The 21152-nt window shown below is 62.2% G+C and carries 19 protein-coding genes and 1 tRNA gene; 16 read left to right on the top strand and 4 right to left on the bottom strand.

The window, feature by feature from the left end; genetic code table 11:
• Nucleotides 1-397: 397 nt before the first annotated feature.
• Nucleotides 398-874 (top strand): transcription elongation factor GreA, encoded by a 477-nt coding sequence (gene greA, locus LN047_RS21430; protein WP_008158056.1) that lies wholly within the window; start codon nucleotides 398-400, stop codon nucleotides 872-874.
• Between the two features lie 130 nt (nucleotides 875-1004).
• Here the strand turns inward: greA and LN047_RS21425 are convergent, their stop codons facing one another.
• Nucleotides 1005-1607 (bottom strand): YhbY family RNA-binding protein, encoded by a 603-nt coding sequence (locus LN047_RS21425; RefSeq protein WP_056326834.1) that lies wholly within the window; start codon nucleotides 1605-1607, stop codon nucleotides 1005-1007.
• Between the two features lie 18 nt (nucleotides 1608-1625).
• Between LN047_RS21425 and LN047_RS21420 the strand changes: the two genes are divergently transcribed.
• From LN047_RS21420 to LN047_RS21400, 5 genes are all read left to right on the top strand, one after another.
• The gene (locus LN047_RS21420) at nucleotides 1626-2258 is read left to right on the top strand and encodes an RlmE family RNA methyltransferase (protein WP_056326836.1); all 633 of its coding nucleotides are present in this window, start codon (nucleotides 1626-1628) and stop codon (nucleotides 2256-2258) included.
• Nucleotides 2259-2478: 220 nt separating this feature from the next.
• A complete protein-coding gene (gene ftsH, locus LN047_RS21415) occupies nucleotides 2479-4365 on the top strand; it encodes an ATP-dependent zinc metalloprotease FtsH (protein ID WP_062841739.1) in 1887 nt (628 codons plus the stop codon).
• A gap of 18 nt (nucleotides 4366-4383) precedes the next feature.
• Complete coding sequence (folP, locus tag LN047_RS21410; protein ID WP_373980127.1) at nucleotides 4384-5229, top strand: dihydropteroate synthase; 846 nt, start codon at nucleotides 4384-4386, stop codon at nucleotides 5227-5229.
• Complete coding sequence (glmM, locus tag LN047_RS21405; RefSeq protein ID WP_056326842.1) at nucleotides 5226-6569, top strand: phosphoglucosamine mutase; 1344 nt, start codon at nucleotides 5226-5228, stop codon at nucleotides 6567-6569. Before folP ends, glmM begins: the two co-directional genes overlap by 4 nt.
• A gap of 170 nt (nucleotides 6570-6739) precedes the next feature.
• Nucleotides 6740-7546 (top strand): GNAT family N-acetyltransferase, encoded by an 807-nt coding sequence (locus LN047_RS21400; protein WP_062841741.1) that lies wholly within the window; start codon nucleotides 6740-6742, stop codon nucleotides 7544-7546.
• A 158-nt stretch (nucleotides 7547-7704) separates the two neighbouring features.
• Here the strand turns inward: LN047_RS21400 and ppx are convergent, their stop codons facing one another.
• Nucleotides 7705-9192 (bottom strand): exopolyphosphatase, encoded by a 1488-nt coding sequence (gene ppx / locus LN047_RS21395; protein WP_062841742.1) that lies wholly within the window; start codon nucleotides 9190-9192, stop codon nucleotides 7705-7707.
• Nucleotides 9193-9411: 219 nt separating this feature from the next.
• Here ppx and ppk1 point away from each other — a divergent pair, with 219 nt between their 5' ends.
• The 6 genes from ppk1 to LN047_RS21365 all read left to right on the top strand — a co-directional run bounded on the left by ppk1 (nucleotide 9412) and on the right by LN047_RS21365 (nucleotide 15783).
• The gene (gene ppk1, locus LN047_RS21390; protein ID WP_226846655.1) at nucleotides 9412-11487 is read left to right on the top strand and encodes a polyphosphate kinase 1; all 2076 of its coding nucleotides are present in this window, start codon (nucleotides 9412-9414) and stop codon (nucleotides 11485-11487) included.
• 298 nt (nucleotides 11488-11785) lie between these two features.
• Nucleotides 11786-12826: a phosphate ABC transporter substrate-binding protein PstS gene (gene pstS / locus LN047_RS21385; RefSeq protein ID WP_056326850.1), complete on the top strand. Its 1041-nt coding sequence runs from the start codon at nucleotides 11786-11788 to the stop codon at nucleotides 12824-12826.
• A 101-nt stretch (nucleotides 12827-12927) separates the two neighbouring features.
• A complete protein-coding gene (pstC, locus tag LN047_RS21380; RefSeq protein ID WP_056326851.1) occupies nucleotides 12928-13944 on the top strand; it encodes a phosphate ABC transporter permease subunit PstC in 1017 nt (338 codons plus the stop codon).
• A 24-nt stretch (nucleotides 13945-13968) separates the two neighbouring features.
• Nucleotides 13969-14823 (top strand): phosphate ABC transporter permease PstA, encoded by an 855-nt coding sequence (pstA, locus tag LN047_RS21375; protein WP_081259763.1) that lies wholly within the window; start codon nucleotides 13969-13971, stop codon nucleotides 14821-14823.
• A 48-nt stretch (nucleotides 14824-14871) separates the two neighbouring features.
• The gene (gene pstB, locus LN047_RS21370) at nucleotides 14872-15648 is read left to right on the top strand and encodes a phosphate ABC transporter ATP-binding protein PstB (protein WP_056326853.1); all 777 of its coding nucleotides are present in this window, start codon (nucleotides 14872-14874) and stop codon (nucleotides 15646-15648) included.
• Nucleotides 15649-15706: 58 nt separating this feature from the next.
• A tRNA-Pro gene (locus LN047_RS21365) sits at nucleotides 15707-15783 on the top strand.
• A gap of 339 nt (nucleotides 15784-16122) precedes the next feature.
• Here the strand turns inward: LN047_RS21365 and LN047_RS21360 are convergent.
• Together LN047_RS21360 and LN047_RS21355 are read right to left on the bottom strand one after the other, a co-directional pair.
• Nucleotides 16123-16401 carry a helix-turn-helix transcriptional regulator gene (locus LN047_RS21360; RefSeq protein WP_373980126.1) on the bottom strand — a complete coding sequence of 93 codons (279 nt, stop codon included), beginning with the start codon at nucleotides 16399-16401 and terminating at the stop codon, nucleotides 16123-16125.
• A 145-nt stretch (nucleotides 16402-16546) separates the two neighbouring features.
• Nucleotides 16547-17224 (bottom strand): S24 family peptidase, encoded by a 678-nt coding sequence (locus LN047_RS21355; protein WP_373980125.1) that lies wholly within the window; start codon nucleotides 17222-17224, stop codon nucleotides 16547-16549.
• Between the two features lie 536 nt (nucleotides 17225-17760).
• Between LN047_RS21355 and LN047_RS21350 the strand changes: the two genes are divergently transcribed.
• The 4 genes from LN047_RS21350 to LN047_RS21335 all read left to right on the top strand — a co-directional run bounded on the left by LN047_RS21350 (nucleotide 17761) and on the right by LN047_RS21335 (nucleotide 21145).
• Nucleotides 17761-18567 carry a YdaU family protein gene (locus tag LN047_RS21350; RefSeq protein WP_076515825.1) on the top strand — a complete coding sequence of 269 codons (807 nt, stop codon included), beginning with the start codon at nucleotides 17761-17763 and terminating at the stop codon, nucleotides 18565-18567.
• 132 nt (nucleotides 18568-18699) lie between these two features.
• Nucleotides 18700-19311: an ATP-binding protein gene (locus LN047_RS21345; RefSeq protein WP_054470917.1), complete on the top strand. Its 612-nt coding sequence runs from the start codon at nucleotides 18700-18702 to the stop codon at nucleotides 19309-19311.
• Nucleotides 19312-19388: 77 nt separating this feature from the next.
• Nucleotides 19389-20756, top strand: coding sequence for a replicative DNA helicase (locus tag LN047_RS21340; RefSeq protein ID WP_373980124.1), 1368 nt, complete (start codon nucleotides 19389-19391; stop codon nucleotides 20754-20756).
• A gap of 98 nt (nucleotides 20757-20854) precedes the next feature.
• Entirely contained in the window at nucleotides 20855-21145 is a 291-nt protein-coding gene (locus tag LN047_RS21335) for a hypothetical protein (protein ID WP_054470919.1), read from the top strand.
• Nucleotides 21146-21152 lie beyond the last annotated feature (7 nt).

Below are 21152 nucleotides of genomic sequence, written 5' to 3'. Positions count from 1 at the left end.
GGCCGGGGCGCCCTGGCGCCCCGTTTCATGCCGCACAGGCAATCTTTCAGGTGTTTCTCAGCGACAGCCGATCCCGGAAAACCCGTAGTCTGCATCCCAGTTCGCCGCTATGGTCGGCATCGCCCGCGTTCTTGGCGCGAAATCGCCGGTTTTAGCGGGTTACAGCGGCGAAATGCGCCGAAAAGGCCGTTTTCTCCGGCGGCTTGCATTTCCCATCAAGTTTGACCACAATATGAACTTGATTGCCCCGGTTCCGACCCGAGCCGGGGTTTTGTTTTGGTCGCCCGCGCCGCTCGCCAGGTTTTTTCAAGCATCAGATGGCAAGCGCGCCGGTCCAGCGGCCTTCACCGAGAACGCTCCTTCGGGGCGTTTTTCTACTTTTTGTTTGGGAAACGACATGTCTGCCATTCCTTTGACCGTGCGCGGGGCCGAGCGCTTGCAAGAAGAGCTCCAACGGCTGAAAACCGTCGAACGTCCTGCTGTGATCAACGCGATCGCCGAGGCTCGCGCGCAGGGTGATCTGTCGGAAAATGCCGAGTACGATGCCGCTCGCGAGCGCCAGGGTTTCATCGAGGGCCGGATTGCCGAGCTTGAAGGCACGCTTTCCAATGCCCACATCATCGATCCGTCCTCGCTCGAGGCCGAAGGCCGCGCCGTGTTTGGCGCCACCGTCGACATCGAAGACCTGGATTCGGGCGATCGCGTCACCTATCAGATCGTCGGCGACGTCGAAGCTGATATCAAGTCAAACCTGATTTCCGTGTCCAGCCCCGTGGCTCGCGCGCTGATCGGCAAGAGCGAAGGCGACGTGGTCGAGGTCATGGCCCCGGCTGGCGTTCGCGAGTATGAAGTCCTGGGTGTGCGTTACATCTGACGCAAACCCGTCAAGCAGTAAAAATGTCAAACCACCCTGGCCCTGACGCAACGTTCGTCTGAATTCCGCGGTACATTGCGGATCGCTATGGTGGACCGGGCGCGTAAAGCGCCCGTTTTTGTGCCTGGACTTACCGTTTTGCAGTCTTGCGGCTGGTGCCGCTGCGGGCTCCGGCGCGCAGGCTCAGCGCGCTGCCGGCGCGGCGCGGAATGCCGTGGCCGCTGGTGGTGGCGCGTTTGTTGGACGGCCGCATGGGTTTGCCCTTCTTGTTGAGTTCGTCCTGGGGGACGTAACGCTTCTTGGCGGGCGCGGGCTCTTCGGACTCGCTGCGGCGCGGGCGCTTGGCAAGGGTCCGGCCTTCGGCGGCCAGTTTCTTGGGCGTGTACGGCTCCGAGGCGCGGCGCTTGGCGGGGGCTTCGGGCTCCTGGGCGGCCAGCGCGGCGGGCTTGATGTTGCCGGGCAGCGGGCGGAACAGGATCAGGGTCTTGCCCAGGTGATGCACGGGCGCGCACGATAGCGTGTCGCAGATCGTGGCAAGCATGGCGTCACGGGCCTCGCGGTCGTCGCCGCCGGCGCGAACCTTGATGAGGCCATGCGACGTCAGCGCCCGGTCGATTTCCTTCAGCACGGCGTCGGTCAGGCCGTTGTCGCCAATCAGGACGACAGGGCGCAGAGGGTGAGCGGCGGACCGCAGGTCGCTGCGCTCACGAGAGGTAAGTTCTAATATAGGCATGCGTGGAATTGTACGGTAATGGCCAAGAATAAATTCTCTAAAGACTGGATTCACCAGCACATCAACGATCCCTATGTGAAGCTGGCGCAACAGAAGGGCTATCGCGCCCGCGCCGCCTTCAAGCTGATCGAGATTCTCGACACCGAAAAGCTGCTGCGCCGCGGCGATCTGGTCGTCGACCTGGGCTCGGCGCCCGGCAGCTGGTCACAGGTGGCGCGCGAACGGCTCGCGGGGCCGGGCGGCGTCGTGGACGGCCGCATTATCGCGCTGGACATCCTGCCCATGGAACCCGTGGCAGGCGTGGAATTCATCCAGGGCGACTTCCGCGAAGACGAAGTCTTGAAACAATTGGAAGACATGGTCGGAACCCGCGCGGTGGACCTTGTTATTTCCGACATGGCCCCCAACTTGTCCGGGGTGGGTATTGCCGATGCCGCGCGCATCCAGCATGTGTGCGAATTGGCGATGGAATTTTCCTGCGCCCACCTCAAGCCCAACGGGGCGCTGATCGTCAAGGCATTCCACGGCACTGGCTTTTCGCAGATCGTCGAATCCTTCAAAAAGCGCTTTCGCCGGGTGGTTGAACGCAAACCGAAGGCGTCACGGGACAAGTCCTCTGAAACCTTTCTGGTGGCGCGCGATCTGAAGTAACCCTTCCGTATCCATCCGGGGCAAGGTGCCCTGGCCAAGAAAACCCCGTCCCGCCGAGACAACGACCAGAAAACTCAAGAATCAAATGTAATTAAATGGGCCCCACGGCTGCCGGGACGCAACTCCGTCCTACAGGTTAGAATGGGCTATTGACATACTTGTGACTGTGCCATACGCGGGTGCACAGTCGCCGGTCGGAATCGAAAGCAGGAGATCGACCTTGAACAATTCATTTTCCAAAGTCGCTGTCTGGATGGTGATAGCCCTGGTGCTGTTCACCGTCTTCAAACAGTTCGACGGACGCGCTCAGACCCAGGACGGCGTGACCTACACGCAGTTCATGGACGACGCCAAGGCGGGACGCATCCGCAAGGTCGACGTTCAAGGCGACGTGCTGTACGTCACCCCGGACGCGGGCCGCGCCTATACGCTGACTTCGCCCGGCGATCTCTGGATGGTCTCCGACCTGCTGAAGTACGGCGTGCAGGTGTCGGGCAAGCCGCGTGAAGAGCAGTCGCTCCTGATGAGCATCTTCGTGTCGTGGTTCCCCATGCTGTTGCTGATCGGCGTCTGGGTGTTCTTCATGCGGCAGATGCAGGGCGGTGGCAGGGGCGGCGCGTTCAGCTTCGGCAAATCGCGCGCCCGGATGCTCGACGAGAACACCAACCAGATCACCTTCGCCGACGTTGCCGGCTGCGACGAAGCCAAGGAAGACGTCCAGGAGCTGGTCGACTTCCTGCGCGACCCCAGCAAGTTCCAGAAGCTGGGCGGCCGCATTCCGCGCGGCGTGCTGATGGTGGGCTCGCCCGGTACTGGCAAGACGCTGCTGGCCAAGGCCATCGCCGGCGAAGCCAAGGTGCCGTTCTTCAGCATCTCCGGCTCTGACTTCGTTGAAATGTTCGTCGGCGTGGGCGCGGCCCGTGTCCGCGACATGTTCGAAAACGCCAAGAAGCACGCGCCTTGCATCATCTTCATCGACGAAATCGATGCGGTCGGCCGCCAGCGTGGCGCCGGTCTGGGTGGCGGCAACGACGAGCGCGAACAGACGCTGAACCAGATGCTGGTTGAAATGGACGGCTTCGAATCCGGCCAGGGCGTCATCGTGATCGCCGCGACCAACCGTCCCGACGTGCTGGATCCGGCGCTGCTGCGTCCGGGCCGTTTCGACCGCCAGGTTGTCGTGCCGCTGCCCGATATCCGTGGCCGCGAGCAGATCCTGAAGGTTCACATGCGCAAGGTTCCGCTGTCGCCCAACGTCGACGCGACCATCCTGGCGCGCGGCTGCCCGGGCTTCTCCGGCGCCGACCTGGCCAACCTGGTCAACGAAGCCGCGCTGTTCGCCGCCCGCCGCAACGGCCGCACGGTGGATATGTCCGACTTTGAAAAGGCCAAGGACAAGATCATCATGGGCGCCGAGCGCCGCTCCATCGTGATGCCCGAAGAGGAACGCAAGAACACCGCGTACCACGAGTCCGGCCACGCGATCGTCGCGCGCATGCTGCCCAAGACCGACCCCGTCCACAAGGTCACCATCATCCCGCGCGGCCGTGCGCTGGGCGTGACCATGCAGCTTCCGGAAACCGACCGCTACAGCATGGATAAGGGCCGCCTGCTGTCCACGATCGCCGTGCTGTTTGGCGGCCGCATCGCGGAAGAGATCTTCATGGACCAGATGACGACGGGCGCCTCGAACGACTTCGAACGCGCCACCGCCATCGCCCGCGACATCGTCACGCGCTACGGCATGACCGACGAACTGGGCCCCATGGTCTACGCCGAGAACGAAGGCGAAGTCTTCCTGGGCCGCAGCGTCACCAAGACCACGCACATGTCCGAAGCCACCATGCAGAAGGTGGACACCGAGATCCGCCGCATCATCGACGAGCAGTACGGCGTTGCGCGCAAGATCCTGGAAGACAACCGCGACAAGGTCGAAGTGATGACCGCCGCGCTGCTCGAATGGGAAACCATCGACGCCGACCAGATCAACGACATCATGGAGGGCCGCCCCCCGCGTCCCCCGAAGACGCCGCAAGGCCCGTCGGATACGTCCGATACGCCGCCGACCGGCCTGGCTGCAGGCGGCAACACGGCAGCTGCGGTCTGAGGTCCTTCGTTCTGGGTTATGGCAAATAACTTCCTTTGCGGGCGCTTCGAGTTTGATCTCGAGCGCCCGCTTGTCATGGGCATCGTCAATGTCACGCCGGACTCGTTTTCCGACGGCGGCCAGCACGACGATACCGATTCCGCGGTGGCGCATGCGCGCCGGCTGATCGCCGAAGGCGCGCAGATCCTGGATCTGGGCGGCGAGTCCACGCGGCCCGGCGCAGACCCCGTGTCCGTGTCCGACGAATTGGACCGGCTGCTGCCGGTGGTCGAGGCGCTGCGCGACTGCGGTGTGCCGCTGTCCATCGACACCTTCAAGCCGGAAGTCATGCGCGCCACGCTGGACGCGGGTGCGGACATGATCAACGACATCTATGGTTTCAGGCAGCCGGGCGCGATCGAGGCCGTCTCGCAATCGCGCTGCGGCCTGTGCGTCATGCACATGAAAGGCGAGCCGCGCACCATGCAGGCGGCGCCGCCCGAGTACACCGACCTGATCGGTGAAATTGGCCTCTTCCTGGGGGCACGCGCGCAAAAGCTGCGCGCGGCCTGGATCGATCCTCGGCGCATCGTGCTCGACCCGGGTTTTGGGTTTGGCAAGACGGCCGACCAGAACTTTCAACTGCTGCGCCGGCTGTCCAGCCTGCGCAGCACCGGTTATCCATTGCTGATCGGCCTGTCGCGCAAGAACATGATCGGCCAGGCCACAGGCCGGCCGGTCGGCGACCGGCTGCCCGGCAGCATTGCCGCCGCGCTTGCCTGCGTCGCGCGTGGCGCCTCCATCGTGCGCGTGCACGATGTTGCGGCCACCGTGGATGCGCTTAAGGTATGGCAGGCGGCTGAACAAGGAGCTATCAGTTCATGATTCGACGCAAATATTTCGGTACCGATGGCGTACGCGGTGAAGTCGGCGGTCCGGTGATCAACGCCGAATTCGCGCTGCGGCTGGGCTACGCGGCTGGCCGCGTGCTGGCGCGCGAGCACGCGGTGCGCGGCGCGACGCGCCCGCAGGTCGTCATCGGCAAGGACACCCGGATTTCCGGCTACATGCTGGAATCCGCGCTGGAGGCGGGGCTGTCCGCCGCCGGCATCGACGTGCTGCTGGCCGGCCCGATCCCCACGCCCGCCGTGGCCTACCTGACCCGTGCCCTGCGCCTGGTTGCCGGCATCGTCATCAGCGCATCGCACAATCCGTACCAGGACAACGGCATCAAGTTCTTCTCGGCGCAGGGCATGAAGCTGCCCGACGACATCGAAGCCGATATCGAGGCCGCGCTGGACGAGCCGCTGGGCTGCGTCAGCTCCGAAGGCCTGGGGCGCGCGCGCCGCATGGGCGATGCCCAGGGCCGCTATATCGAGTTCTGCAAGAGCACGTTTCCAAACGATCTGGACCTGAACGGCATGACCATCGTGGTCGACGCCGCGCACGGCGCCGCCTACAACATCGCCCCGCACGTTTTCCGTGAGCTGGGCGCCGAAGTCCACGCGATCGGCGTGAACCCGGACGGTTTCAACATCAACAAGGGCGTGGGCGCGCTGCACCCCGAGCTGCTGGCCAAGGAAGTCAAGGCGCGCGGCGCCCAGCTTGGCATTGCGCTGGACGGCGACGCCGACCGCCTGCAGATGGTCGACGGCGAGGGCCGCATCTACAACGGCGACGAACTCATGTACGCCATCGTGCGCGAGCGCATGCAGCGCGGCAAGGTCGAAGGCGTCGTGGGCACGCTGATGACCAATTTCGGCTTCGAGCGCGAAATGAAGCGACTGGGCGTGGGCTTTGACCGCGCCAACGTCGGCGACCGCTATGTCCTGGAACAGATGCAGTCGCGCGGCTGGCTGTACGGCGGCGAAAGCTCCGGCCACCTGCTGTGCCTGGACTGCCACTCAACCGGCGATGGCATCGTGGCCGCCTTGCAGGTCCTGACGGCGCTGCGCCGCAATTCGGCTGCGCTGGGCGATTGGGTCAGCGATCTGCGCATGTATCCGCAGAAAATGATCAATGTGCCGCTCACGCCCGGCATGGACTGGAAGACGCACCCTGGTCTGACGGCTGCGCGCCAGGCGGTCGAGGCCGAACTGGACGGCCGCGGCCGGATCCTGATCCGCGCTTCGGGGACGGAACCCAAGCTGCGTCTGATGGTCGAGGCCGAAGACGAGGCGCTGGCGACCAATTCCGCCGAGAAGCTTGCGCAAAGCTTGGGGTAAACCCGGAGTTTTCGTTTTAATATGTGGGCCACGCGTCGAAAATCGGCGCGTGGCCTTTGTTTATGTGCATTTTCTGTACCGGCCTAATCGTCATAGTCACGTAACATATTGGTCAAGTCATTGACATACAGGGCGTCCACACTGGCTGGACTCTCTAGGAGCTTCGCGCAATGCTGGAATTAGCACGCATCAACCCGAGCCGCAGTACCGCAGAACCCTGGACGGGCGCCGCCCCCAAAGTCCTGGCGGTCGGCCTGGCGCGTACCGCCGAAGAAATAGAGCAGATTCAACGCCTGCGCTATGACGTCTTCACGGAAGACATGGGCGCCGTCTTTCCAGATGCGCAAGATGGCATCGAACAAGACCGCTTCGATCCGTTCTGTGAACACCTGATGGTGCGTGAGCTCGACACGGACCGGGTCGTCGGCACCTATCGGATACTGACCCCCGAAAAAGCCCTCGAAGCCGGCGGCTATTACTCGCAATCGGAGTTCGACCTGTCGGGTCTGGGCGCCATCCGCGACGAAGTCGTCGAGGTCGGCCGCTCGTGCACCCACGCGGATTACCGGGGCGGGGCGGTCATCATGCTGCTGTGGTCCGGCCTGGCCGAATACCTGCGCCGCGGCGGTTACGAATACGTGCTGGGTTGCGCCAGCGTCAGCCTGCGCGACGACGGCGTCACCGCCGCCGAAGTCTGGCGCACGGTTGCCAAGCAGATGCCCCAGGGCAACGAGCCGCGCGTCACGCCGCTGCACCGCTACCCGGTCGAAAAGCTCAACAGCACCCTGCCGGCCCGCGTGCCGCCGCTGATCAAGGGTTACCTGAAGCTGGGCGCCAAGGTTTGCGGCGAACCCGCCTGGGATCCGGATTTCAACGCCGCCGACTTTCCGGTCCTGTTGAAGATGGAGCGCATGGACGAGCGCTACCGCCGCCACTTCGGCCTGGATCAGCCGGCCGTCCTCAATACTCAGCGCTAGACGCCACTCCCATGCGCCGCCTGCTCCGCCGAATGACTATCAGACTGATACGGCGGGCCACCCGGCCGCTGCGCATGGAACTCAGGCGGCTCGATCGCGAAACCGATCTGTCGCCATTTTGAAGCGCCGGGGCGGCCAGGCCGCCCCGCGAGGCCGCTTCAGAACTCCAGCAACTCGAACGAAAACCCGACCTTGTTCCACTCGGCTTCTTCCGCGCGCAGCGTGAAGTCGCTGAGCGGATGTTCGGCCAGCCATTCGCGGTTGACGCGCACCACGATGGAGTTGTCGCGGACCGAGGCGGTCAGCGGCAGGGGCTCGATCTCGCCGCGGCGGCGGAACAGCAGCACGGCCAGACGCAGGGCCAGAATGGCTTTCCACTGCGGGCGCGACCGCACCAGGGGTTCCAGCTTGACGAGCTTGCCCTGGTGACCCAGCGCCAGCAGGGCCAGCAGTTGCTGGTCCGCGCGCGAGAAGCCGGGCATGTCCGCGTTTTCGAGCACGTAGGCGGTGTGCTTGTGATACGCGTTGTGCGCGATCGACAGGCCCACTTCGTGCAGGTCTGCCGCCCAGCCGAGCGCGGGCCGCAGTTCGGCGCGCTCCTGGCCTTCCGGGAACATCGCATCGAACAGGGTGAGGGCGGCGTGGCGCACGCGGCGCGCCTGGTTCACATCGACGTGATAGCGCTTCATGAACTGGCGCACCGATTCATCGCGCTTGTCGTGTTCGTCGTCGCGGCCCAGCAGGTCGTACAGCACGCCCAGCCGCAGCGCGCCGTCGCCGGTGTGCATGACGTCGATGCCCAGTTCGTCGAACAACGCGCTCATGATGGCCAGGCCACCCGGGAGCACGTCGGCGCGCTCGATCTTGATGCCGGGCAGCTCGGACGGAATGACGCGGCCCGAGCGCACGAGGCGGTCTTTCAGCTTGTTCAGCCCGACGCGCGTGATGCCGCGGTTGGAATAGCCGCCTTCGGTCAGGATGGCAAAGAGCGCCTTGGCGGTGCCGGAAGAGCCATACACTTCTTTCCAGCCCGTCTTGCGGTACTGCTTGGCGATGACTTCGATTTCGCGGCGCGCGGCCAGTTCGGCCTGCTTCATCTGGTGGGCGTCCACCACGCCGTCCGAGAAGAACTGGCGGCTGTAACTGACGCACCCCATGTAAAGCGAGGACATCAGACCGGGCTCGAGCCCCTTGCCGATGATGACTTCGGTGGAACCGCCGCCAATGTCGATAACCAGGCGCTTGTTGGGGGAGGGGGGCAGGGTGTTGACCACGCCCGTGAAGATCAGGCGGGCCTCTTCGCGGCCGGCGATGACTTCAATCGGAAAACCCAGCGCGGCTTCGGCCCGGGGCAGGAAGTCTCGCGTGTTGCGGGCGACGCGAAAAGTGTTGGTTGCAACCGCGCGCACCCGATTGGGGTGAAAGCTGCGTAGCCGTTCGCCAAAGCGTTCCAGCACGGCGATGGCGCGGTCGATGGCGTCGTCGCTAAGCCGTTTATCGGCATCCAGGCCGGCGGCCAGCCGGACGGTTTCCTTGAGGCGGTCGATCTGGTAAATCTGGGGCGTACCGTCCTGCTGAACGATGCGTCCGATGGAGAGGCGAAAGCTGTTGGACCCGAGGTCCACCGCGGCCAGAAGTTGATCCATGCGGCTCGTGATATTGGCTGTGAGGTGGACCGATTATAGAGACCCCATGTGACAACGCCTTCGGCTTCGGGTTTTTGCTTATGGAACAGACGCTTGCAAGCGTCAGGCCGATGCGCCATACGTCCCGTATTTGACGTACCCTTAGCGAATGGGCGCTGTCATAGAACCGTCACTCTTTTGCAGTAAAACTTCACGCTCTCTTTTCGTATGGAATTCGGTATGCCCACACGTCCGCCAGGCGAGCCTCTGCTCATGAATCGCGAATTGTCGCTGCTCAAGTTCAATGAACGGGTGCTGGCGATGGCGGAGAACCCCAACACGCCGCTGCTCGAGCGGCTGCGCTATGTGTGCATCGTCAGTTCCAACCTGGACGAGTTCTTCGAGATCCGGATTTCCAGTCTGAAAGAGCAGCAGCGCCAGTCGCCCAACCTGATCGGCCCGGACGGCATGACGCCGGACGAGGCTTTCGACTGCGTGCAGCAGGCCGTGCATGAATTGGTGGGCCGCCAGTACAACCTGCTCAACGACGACATCCTGCCGGCGATGCACGCCGAGGGCATCGCGCTGCATCACGCTTCCGAATGGAACGCCGCGCAGCAGGAATGGGCGCGCGACGTGTTCCATCGCGACGTGATGCCGCTCTTGACGCCCATCGGGCTGGATCCCGCGCATCCGTTTCCGCGCGTCTACAACAAGAGCTTGAATTTCATCGTGTCGCTGGCGGGCGCCGATGCCTTCGGCCGTCAGGCATCGATCGCCATCGTCCAGGCGCCCCGGGCTTTGCCGCGTCTGATCAAGATGCCCCAGGAACTGTCGGGGCAGCCCGAAGGCTACATCCTGCTGACCTCGCTGCTGCGCGCCTTCGTGGGCGAGCTGTTTCCGGGCCTGGAAATGCTGGGCTGCTATCAGTGGCGCGTCACCCGCAACAGCGACCTCTTCGTGGACGAGGAAGAAGTCACCAATCTGCGCCATGCGTTGCAAGGCGAGCTGTCGCAGCGCAACTTCGGCGCGGCCGTCCGGCTGGAGATCGACAAGCTGACGCCGGTCGAGCTCGAAACGTTCCTGCAGCGCGAGTTCTCGCTCAAGGCGGACGACACCTATCGTGTGCCCGGGCCGGTGAACCTGTCGCGCCTCATGCAGCTGTGCAATTCTGCGGCGCGGCCGGACCTGCTGTTTCCCGACTATCGCGCCCCGGTGCCCGCGCCCTTTGACCGGGTCGGCGACAAGCCGGCCGATCTCTTTGAAGCGGTGGCCGAGTGCGACCGCCTGCTGCACCACCCCTACCAGTCGTTCCAGCCCGTCATCGATTTCCTGACCGCTGCTGCGCTGGATCCCGACGTGATGGCCATCAAGCAGACCATCTACCGTACCGGCGAGGACTCCGAGCTGATGAAGATCCTGCTGGCGGCCGCACGCGCCGGCAAGGAAGTGACGGTGGTCGTGGAGCTGATGGCGCGATTTGACGAACAGACCAACATCAACTGGGCCTCCAAGCTCGAAGAGGTGGGGGCGCATGTCGTCTACGGCGTGGTGGCGCACAAGACGCACGCCAAGATGGCGGTCGTGCTGCGCCGGGAAAAAGGGCGGCTGCGCCGCTACGCCCACCTGGGCACCGGCAACTACCATCCCCGCACGGCGCGGCTGTACACCGATTTCGGACTGCTGACCGCCGATCCCAAGCTGTGCGAGGACATGGACAAGGTCTTCGCCCAGCTGACCGGCCTGGGCGCGCGGCGGGCATTGAAGTCGCTGATGCAGTCGCCGTTCACCCTGCACGAGGGCATGGTGTCGCTGATCCGCGCCGAGGCGCGCGCCGCCAAGGCGGGCAAGCGGTCGCGCATCATGGCCAAGATGAATTCGCTGCTCGAAGAGCAGATCATCGCCGAGCTCTACAAGGCCAGCCAGGCGGGCGTGAAGATCGACCTGATCGTGCGCGGCGTATGCGCCCTGCGCGCCGGGGTGCCGGGCTTGTCGGAGAACATCCGTGTGCGTTCCATCGTGGGCCGCTTCCTGGAGCACTCCCGCGTCTTCTATTTCTATGCCGAGGGCGAAGAGACGGTGTACCTGTCGTCGGCCGACTGGATGGACCGCAATTTCTTCCGGCGCGTGGAAATCGCTTTCCCGATCTATGACAAGACGCTCAAGAAGCGCGTCATCGACGAAGCATTCACCTACGCCCTGCGCGACAACCAGCTCGCCTGGCAGCAGCAACCCAGCGGCGACTACGCGCGCGTCAAAAGCCGCCGCGAGCCCTTCAACCTGCACCAGTTCCTGATGCAGAAGCTGGGCGTGTAACACCGGTACGGCGGCAAACCGTCCCTGATATTTCACCAGGTGACGAGCGCCGCGCCATGCCGGTCCCCGAGCTTGAGCATGGCCCCGGTCAGCCCATTTCCGCAGTGGAAATGGGTTTTTTTCATTTGGGGACGGGCTTGCCAATGCAGCCGGACGGATCTGGCTTTGCCGGTCGGCCACTGGGGATCATGACTGTCATGGTCTTGTCACGTTGGGCTCCTAAGATGCGAGGGTCGCTGAAAGACAGGCAGCTAAAAAGCCTGCCAAGACTCCTTTAACGAGCACAGAAGGAACCCAGATGTTCAAACGTGTCTTCAAGCAAGTTTCCGTGGGCGTCGCGCTGAGCGCCGCCGTTTTTGCCGTCCAGGCCGCCAACGTGACCGGCGCCGGCGCATCGTTCCCGTACCCGATCTACGCCAAGTGGGCGTCCGACTACAAGGCTGCGACCAACAACGCGGTCAACTACCAGTCCATCGGTTCGGGCGGCGGCCAGCAGCAGATCATTGCAAAGACCGTCGACTTCGGCGCCTCGGATGACCCGATGAAGGCTGCCGACCTGGAAAAGCACGGCCTGCTGCAATTCCCCGCCGTGATCGGCGGCACCGTGGCCGTCGTGAACGTCGACGGCGTCGAGCCGGGCAAGCTGAAGCTGTCGGGCAAGGTCCTGGCCGACATCTTCCTGGGCAAGGTCAAGAAGTGGGACGACGCCGCCATCAAGGCGCTGAACCCCGACCTGAAGCTGCCTTCGGCCGATATCATCGTCGTGCACCGTTCGGACGGCTCGGGCACCACCTTCGGCTGGACGAACTACCTGTCCAAGGTGTCGCCGGAGTGGAAGTCGCAAGTCGGTGAAGGCAAGGCCGTCAAGTGGCCCACCGGCCAGGGCGGCAAGGGCAACGAAGGCGTCGCCGCCTACGTCGGCCAGCTGAAGAACTCGATCGGCTACGTTGAATACGCCTACGCCAAGCAGAACAAGCTGGCCTGGACGCAACTGCAGAACAAGGACGGCAAGTTCGTCCAGCCCGAGCAAAAGGCGTTCGCAGCCGCGGCCGCCAACGCCGACTGGAAGAGCGCGCCGGGCATGGGCGTGGTCCTGACCGACGAGCCGGGCGCCGATTCGTGGCCCGTCACCGCCGCCACCTTCATCCTGATCCACAAGTCGCAAGACAAGCCGGCTCAGGGCAAGGCGGTGCTGGAATTCTTCGACTGGGCCTTCAAGAACGGCGCCAAGTCGGCTGAAGCCATGGACTACGTGCCGCTGCCGGAAGCCGTGACCAAGGAAATCCGCGCCGCCTGGGGCGAAGTGAAGTCCGCCGACGGCCAGGCTGTCTGGAAGTAAATCAGTAATGCGCGGCCCCGACGCCACCCGGCGGGCGGGGCCGCCGCCTGTAAATCGCCCTACCTGCTGTTCCCCCCAGGTTTCCTAAGGAAAGTCCATCCATGAGCGCGGTAATGGATAATAGTGTGCCGCTTCCGCCCAGCGTGGCGGATTCCGTGACTACCGGCACGCCTTCGCCTATGAAGCAAACAAAAAACGCGCTGATGGATGCGCTGTTCAAGAATCTGACCCGCCTGTTCGCCTTCCTGGTGTTCATTCTGCTGGCGGCAATTCTTATCTCCCTCATCTATGGCAGCCGCGAATCGCTGGCCAAATACGGCCTGTCGTTCCTGTGGCTCAATGACTGGGATCCGGTCAATTCCAATTACGGTGCGGTCGTGCCGATCATCGGTACGTTGCTGACCTCCGCGATCGCGCTGATCATCGCCGTGCCGGTGTCCTTCGGCATCGCCATCTTCCTGACCGAACTGTCGCCGACCTGGCTGCGCCGCCCGCTGGGCACCGCCATCGAAATGCTGGCGGCCATCCCGTCCATCATCTACGGCATGTGGGGCCTGTTCGTCTTCGTGCCCGTGTTCCAGCAGTACGTGCAGCCGTTCCTGATCGCGACGTTGGGCAATCTTCCCATCATTGGCGGACTGTTCGCGGGTCCGCCGTTCGGCATCGGCATCTTCACCGCCGGCCTGATCCTCTCGATCATGATCATCCCGTTCATCGCCGCCGTGATGCGCGACGTGTTCGAGCTGGTCCCCGCGATGCTCAAGGAATCGGCGTACGGCCTGGGCAGCACGACCTGGGAAGTGATGTGGCGCGTTGTCCTGCCCTTTACCAAGTCGGGCGTCATCGGCGGCATCATGCTCGGCCTGGGCCGCGCGCTTGGCGAAACCATGGCCGTGACCTTCGTCATCGGCAATGCGTTCAAGTGGTCCGGCTCGCTGTTTTCGCCCGGCAACTCCATCGCCTCGGCGCTCGCCAACGAATTCAACGAGGCGGGCGGCATCCAGAAGGCGGCGTTGCTGGAACTGGGCCTGATCCTGTTCCTCATCACGACCATCGTGCTGGCCCTGGCCAAGGCGCTGCTGGTCCGCCTGTCCGCCGGCGAAGGCAAGAAGACCTGACGCCCGGAAGCACAAGGAAAAACCATGGCTGAATCCGTACTCAACATGCAGAACGGCATCTATCGCCGGCGCCGCGTGGTCAATCGAATCATGCTCGCCGTGTCGATGACGACATTGCTGTTTGGCCTGTTCTGGCTGTTCTGGATCATTCTGACGCTGTTGATGAAGGGCGCGCCCGCGCTGTCGTACACGCTCTTCACCGAGATCACGCCGCCGCCGGGCCAGGCGGGGGGCTTGCTCAACGCCATTCTCGGCAGCGTGATGATGGCGGGCGTCGGCACGCTGATCGGCACGCCGGTGGGCATCCTGGCCGGCACCTACCTGGCTGAATACGGCCAGCGCGGCTGGCTGGCGCCCGCCACGCGATTCCTGAACGACGTGCTGCTGTCCGCGCCGTCGATCATCATCGGTCTGTTCATCTACGCCGTGTATGTGGCGCAGGTGGGGCATTATTCCGGTTGGGCCGGCGCGGTGGCGCTGTCCATCCTGGTGATTCCCGTCGTGGTCCGCACCACCGACAACATGCTGCTGCTGGTGCCCAACAGCCTGCGCGAAGCCACCGCTGCCCTGGGCTGCCCGAAGTGGCGCATGATCACCATGGTGTGCTATCGCGCCGCCAAGTCCGGCATCATCACCGGCGTGCTGCTCGCCATCGCCCGCATCTCCGGCGAAACCGCGCCGCTGCTGTTCACCGCGCTGTCGAACCAGTTCATGTCGCTGAACATGAACGGGCCGATGGCCAACCTGCCGGTCGTCATCTACCAATACGCCGCCAGCCCCTTCAAGGACTGGAACAACCTGGCCTGGGCCGGCGCGACGCTGATCACGCTGCTGGTGTTGGGCATCAACATCATCGCCCGCAACTTGTTCCGCAAGTAAAGATCGCTATCCCGGCGCGCCAGCCGCGCCGGAGCCAAGGGAAATGCAATGGAAAACACCGCTACCGCAGTCAAGAACAAGCTCGAGGTCAAGGACCTGAACTTCTACTACGGCAAGTTCCACGCGATTCGCAACGTGAACATGTCAATTCAGGAGAAGAAGGTCACCGCCTTTATCGGCCCGTCGGGCTGCGGCAAATCGACCCTGCTGCGCACGTTCAACCGCATGTTCGAGCTCTACCCCGGCCAGCGCGCCGAGGGCGAAATCCTTCTGGATGGCGAAAACCTGCTGACGGCCAAGACCGACATCTCGCTGATCCGCGCCAAGGTCGGCATGGTCTTCCAGAAGCCCACGCCGTTCCCCATGAGCATCTACGACAACATCGCCTTCGGCGTGCGTCTGTTCGAACGCCTGTCCAAGGGCGAGATGGACGAGCGCGTGGAATGGGCGCTGAGCAAGGCGGCGCTGTGGAACGAAGTGAAGGACAAGCTGCACCAAAGCGGCAACAGTCTGTCCGGCGGCCAGCAGCAGCGCCTGTGCATCGCTCGCGGCGTCGCGATCAAGCCCGAAGTCCTGCTGCTCGACGAGCCGTGCTCGGCGCTGGATCCCATCTCCACCGCCAAGATCGAAGAGCTCATCGCCGAACTGAAGAACGACTACACCGTCGTGATCGTGACGCACAACATGCAGCAGGCCGCGCGTTGCTCGGACTACACGGCGTATATGTACCTGGGCGAACTGATGGAATTCGGTCAGACCGACCAGATTTTTGTTAAGCCCTCGCGCAAGGAAACCGAGGACTACATCACGGGCCGCTTCGGCTGACCGCAGGGTCGGGCGCCGCGGACGCCAGACACCAGTTTCTGGTATAGTCTCCACCCTTCGGGGCGTAGCGCAGCCTGGTAGCGCATCTGCTTTGGGAGCAGAGGGTCGTGAGTTCGAATCCCACCGCCCCGACCAATAAAATCAAAGGGTTAGCTCAATGTTGTTGAGCTAACCCTTTTTCTTTGCTTGGCTTATGGGACAACATATGGGACAACAAAGCCAAAGTTGAGTGGAGCCGCAATTCAGACGCGCTCCAGGCGCGACGTTGTGCCACCTAGGAGACTCGCGCGGCGAAGCGTTTCGCTTGTTGCTGGAGATGGGCGCGAAAGGGCAGGGAGAAGGAATTCGACGAAAAAAAGCCGAGCATAGTGCTCGGCTTTTTGTGCTGTTCGAAGAATGGTGCAGCTACGTCGGCTGGCTTCGAAAATACTGGGTGCCTACTGATCCGCTGATGCGCGCATCCAGACGCCGGGACTATGCGTGCTGCACACTCCGGTTGTAGCTGAGGGGTCGTTCCCTGGGGGCGGCGGTGGTGCGGGCATTCTTTTGTTTGCGGACCCACGCCTGGACCTCCGATGCGGGCCATCGCGATGCGCGCCCCACCTTCGCAGGCGCCGGGAACGTCCCGTCCTTGATTCCCTCGTAAATCTTGGTCTTTTTGATGCCCGTGGCCTTGATGACCGCAGGCAATTCTAGAAGTTGCTCGCTCGGTTCCTGAGCGAATTCGTTGGTGTCGATCTCGCGCGCATCCATATGCCGTCCTTTGCTTCTGCCCGAGGTAAGAGAGGCGAGTTCGTCGCCTCCGACGCGGCGACGTGTGGCGTCGACCCGGCTAGTAGGTTGGCATAAAGATAAGTGGTGCTTTATTAAGTGTCAAGTGTTGATTAAATTTCGGAGGTCATACGAGTCGCTCGGCCCAGGTGAAAGGAACGCGTGCGACCACCTGAACGAAATCATCAAGGTCCTGAACTGGCACATCGATCGGGGCGACCTTTGTGCTCTCGGTAGATAGCCGAAGCCCCCCGCCTGGAAGACGTTGGACGAAGCGAAGGTCAACCTGCTCTCCCTGCCGGATGAGATACAGGCCGTCCGCATTGATTTCCTTCACATCGCTTTGCACGAACGCGATATCGCCCTGACGGAACGTAGGTTCCATGAACGCCCCTTCTATGTACACAAACCCCACATTAGTTAGGTTCGCGTCCAGAGGAAGGCGACCGTTGAGCCAGGCCCGGCTAACCCGCAGGTGTCGGATTGCGCATGCCGTTGGCGGCAACATAGCTCCGTAATTCAGCCGCGCTCCAAGGAAAGGAATGTCGATGGTCTCTGCGTCCGATCCCGCGAGGGCCGAAAGGTCAGTAGGGGCGGCGACGGGAATCTCGGGAGAGAGCCAATAAGCGATGGAGGTACCAAAGACTTGGGCTAGAGCCACCGCATGTTCGCGGTCGAACCGGCCATTGTTTCTCCATCCGTAGACGGCAGGCGTGCTGACGCCTAGCCGTTCGGCTAATGCGGCGGCTGAGACGCCATTCGACTGCATCTGAAAATCCAGCTTTGCGACAAAGTCGCGCTGCATCTGTGACAGCTGCGGAGACGTGGAGCCTTCAGGCCTCTTTGTCTTTTGTGTCATCGGGGTTTACCTTCCATAAAGTATCGCTTAATATTCGCAAACCTTTACTTAACCGAATTCGCGCCCATGGCTACTTCCAATAAGCTCGCGACCTCGACAAGAGCAACAATAGTCGAAGCCGACCGAATCAACTCTTCCGTCGCTATCGGCGGGCGGACGGCTGGCATAGTCGCAGCGCTGGCGCGGCTTGCTGAGGTAACCCCGCCCCAATCCAGCCTTTGGTTAAAGGGGGACACGGCGATGCCTCTTCGGCGAGGCATTTTAGTGGAGATAAATAGCGAGAGTCGCGTTTCTTTGGAGGGGCTCATTCAGGAAGGCCTCATCTCAGAGCGTGACGCGCTCATCGTCCGATACATTCAAAACCCGGCTGAGTTCGCCGGCGCGGAGCGACGAGCCGCGCTACTCGACGCGCTGCGTGCTCGCCCATGAAATGCCATCTTCTGCAATCCGTGCCGCTCAATGTCTGACCGGACAAGACTGCGATGCACTTCTACCCCCATAACATCGGCGACCACGTCAAGGACACGCGGCACCTGACTCTTTTGGAAGAAGGGGCGTACCGCCGTTTGCTTGACCACTACTACACCATCGAGAAGGCGCTGCCTTTAGACGAGGCCGACCTCTGCCGCAAACTGCTCGCGCGGAGTGACGACGAGCGCAAGGCCGTGGGTGTGGTGCTGAGGGAGTTTTTCGTTCAGACGGAAAGCGGGTGGTGGCATAAGCGCTGCGAGGAAGAGATCGCCGCGGGCAATAAGCGGCGACAGCAGTCCCGCGAGAACGGGAAAAAGGGTGGCCGTCCGCGAAAGTCGGTGCCGCCTCAGGAGCTACCTGGAGGCGACGGAAGACCCGATACGGGAAACCCGGACGAAACCCAGCGGGTTATTGGCGGGTTAGCGCTAGGTTCTGGCTCTCGTCCGGGCGATGGCTTGGAATCTGCGCAGGTTGAGGGACTGCCGCCGTGCCCCCACGAGCGGCTCGTAGAGATTTATCACGACCGAATGCCCCTCAACCCCAGGATCAAAGTGCTTGATGACAGTCGCCGAAAGCTCCTCGCAGCACGCTGGAAGCAGGCTGCGAGGCTGGACGTGCCTCCGTTTGGCTATCACACAATGCAGCAGGGCCTGGACGCATGGCACACATTCTTCGAGATATGCAGCGAGTCCGATTTCTTGACGGGGCAGGCGCCACCGTCAGATCCGGGACGACCACCATTCGTCGCCAGTCTGGACTTTCTCATCTCCCCCGACGGATTTCGGAAGTGCGTCGAAAACCACTATCACCGCGAGTAGATTTTACAAAACGGCGCCAAATTTGTTACGACGGCAATGTTTAGGCACGAAGTTACACACATAGTAAGAAATAATTACGAAACTTTGTCACCTTCTGCAATAAAGCAGCGGGTCAGCAAAGGAGATCAAGTGATGTTGTCTAACGAGCTGCGGCGCCTGTTGTTTCAGGGTGAAAGTGGCCAGAAGCACGATGCAGAGCCGCTTCCATGCCTATCCGGCGACGAGGTGCTGGCGAAGGCGCACGTACCCACAAGGTACAAGTCTTGCACCTTCGATACCTTTCACGCGTACAGCGAAGAACATAAAGCGAGAAAACTGGCTTGCGAGAGTTACAGCAAGCATTTCAACGTCGCGCGCTACGACGGCGTTTCCATGGTGTTGGGGGGGCCTCAGAAGGGCAAAACGCACCTGGCGACGGCGATGCTGTTTGCGGTTATCGCAAGCGGTAGCACCGGCCGGCTTATACGCGCCCGTCGGGCTATCGCTGCCGTCGTCGAGTACGGGGAGGATGCCCTCGCCGAGCTAGCCAACCCCGACCTACTCGTGTTGGATGGGCTGCTCTCGCACCCCTGGGATGAGGCGGGTCGACATGCGATCTTTGAACTCATCGAACGCCGCTTCGAAGAGGTAAAGCCCACAGTCATCACCACTCACCTTAGAAAAGCCACTTTTTTGCGTGCCGTCGGCGATCGTATTGCGTCGCGGCTGCGTGAGAACGGCGGCAAGTTTGTTTCGTTCGAGTAGTTCCAGAAGAAATGCGCCGCACAATTCCGGAGGGTGATAGCCCACTGCACGCTCGGGCTGGCACGGCGGAGCGAGCTTTGCTCGGAGCCCTGCTTGTTAACAATGACACCTTCGACCGCATCGCGCCGGTGAGGATTGGCGCTTCGCACTTTGGCGCCCATGGCAATGCCCTGATCTTCAGTGCAATCGCTTCCCTGATTTGTCGGGGGCAATTGGCTGACGTGATCACCGTGCACGATCTCTTGTGCGAGCGCAACGAAGCACCCCGCGCCGGCGGGCTACCCTATCTCAACTCGCTTGCCGCGGAGTGCGCCAGCGCCACAAACGCAATTCGGTACGCCGAGATTGTGGTCGAACAGGCCCTGCTCCGACAGCTGATCTTCGTGACGTCGGAGATCCAAGCTTCTGTATCCGAACCAGCTGGCCGGAACGTTCACCAACTCCTCGACCATGCACAGAAATTGATCGGCGGTCTGGGGGAGCAAACGGTCAAGCGGGACGCTGTGCCCATCGCTGCCGCAGCGGCACGCTTCATTGAACAGCTGGACCAGAGAATTTCGGGAGGCATAGCCCGAGACGTCGTCTCTACAGGGCTGACCGATCTGGACAAGGCGCTGCACGGCGGACTGTTGCCGGGGCGGTTGTACGTCCTGGGCGGTCGCCCGGCAATGGGGAAATCGGCATTGGCCGGCACGGTTGGAAGTCACCTGGCTGCCGAGCAAGTCCCGACGGCGTATCTGTCGCAAGAAATGCCCGAAGAGGAGCTCACCGGGCGTACCTTGGCTCAATGGTCCGATATTTCGATCGATGCGCTCCAGGCGGACAATCCAGAAGCAGTGCAAAGTGACTTCTGGGCGAGACTCGTCACAGCGGGACAACTTGCGGCCACAGCCACGCTGTTCATCGACGAAACCTCAGGCTTGACGCTTCTCGATGTAGCGTCCAAGGCGAGAACTTTGAAGCGCAAATCAGGCCTGCGCGTCTTGATCGTCGATTACCTCCAGCTTATGGTCGGGACTGAAGAGAAGCGCCACAGCCAGATTGAAACTATCACGCGCGGTCTCAAGAGCCTCGCAAAGGAGCTTGGCATATCTATCTTGCTCCTGTCCCAGTTGAACCGCGAAATCGATCGAAGAACCAACAAACGTCCACTGCTCGCCGACTTTAAGGACTCAGGGTCCATCGAGGCGGATGCTGACGTTGTGATGGGGATATACAGACCCGAGCAAGATGACCCGGATACTCCGTATCCGGGTTGTGCAGAGCTCCATATCCTGAAGCATAGAGGCGGAAAGCTGGCAAAGGTGCTGCTGGCTTACAAGGGGATGGCGACGAAGTTTCACGATTACCACGGTGCGCCGCCCCTAGATTCTGCCGTTGAATCCCGCGGGCAGCGTGCGCGGAAAGGCTTCGACAGGCTGCCTCACAGGCATGCAGACACATAGGACGCAAAAAAGCCAACCACAAACCAAAAAGTACACATTGTTAGGTATGAAATAAAAAGCGCCATAAATATAATCGAAGCATAGACAATGGAGATGTCATGCTATTCAAGGCGTTTTTCGGCACCGCCGTATTCCTCGGGACAATCGCTTGGCTGGGCTACTCGCTGGTGGCGACCGAGCCGTGCGAGCGGATGGACCGGCTAGCACTACCGATTCGGCTGACGATGGACGCGACGCGCTTTATCGCCAGCAACCTGTTTGCTGGACCGGAGCACACCGAGCTTCGTCTATCGCTCCTGGAGCTGAGCATAAAGGTGGATTCCGGCGCGCAAACCTACGCAAGCGCCGTGCTCTACGGGCCCAGTCTTACGTGCAAGAACTTCCTATAAGGCGGAC

This window comes from Achromobacter sp. JD417, from assembly GCF_041879325.1.
In the GTDB taxonomy this organism is placed as follows: domain Bacteria; phylum Pseudomonadota; class Gammaproteobacteria; order Burkholderiales; family Burkholderiaceae_B; genus Achromobacter; species Achromobacter mucicolens.
Note: the sequence above shows the minus strand (reverse complement) of the source record. Positions and strands in the feature narration are given on the sequence as shown.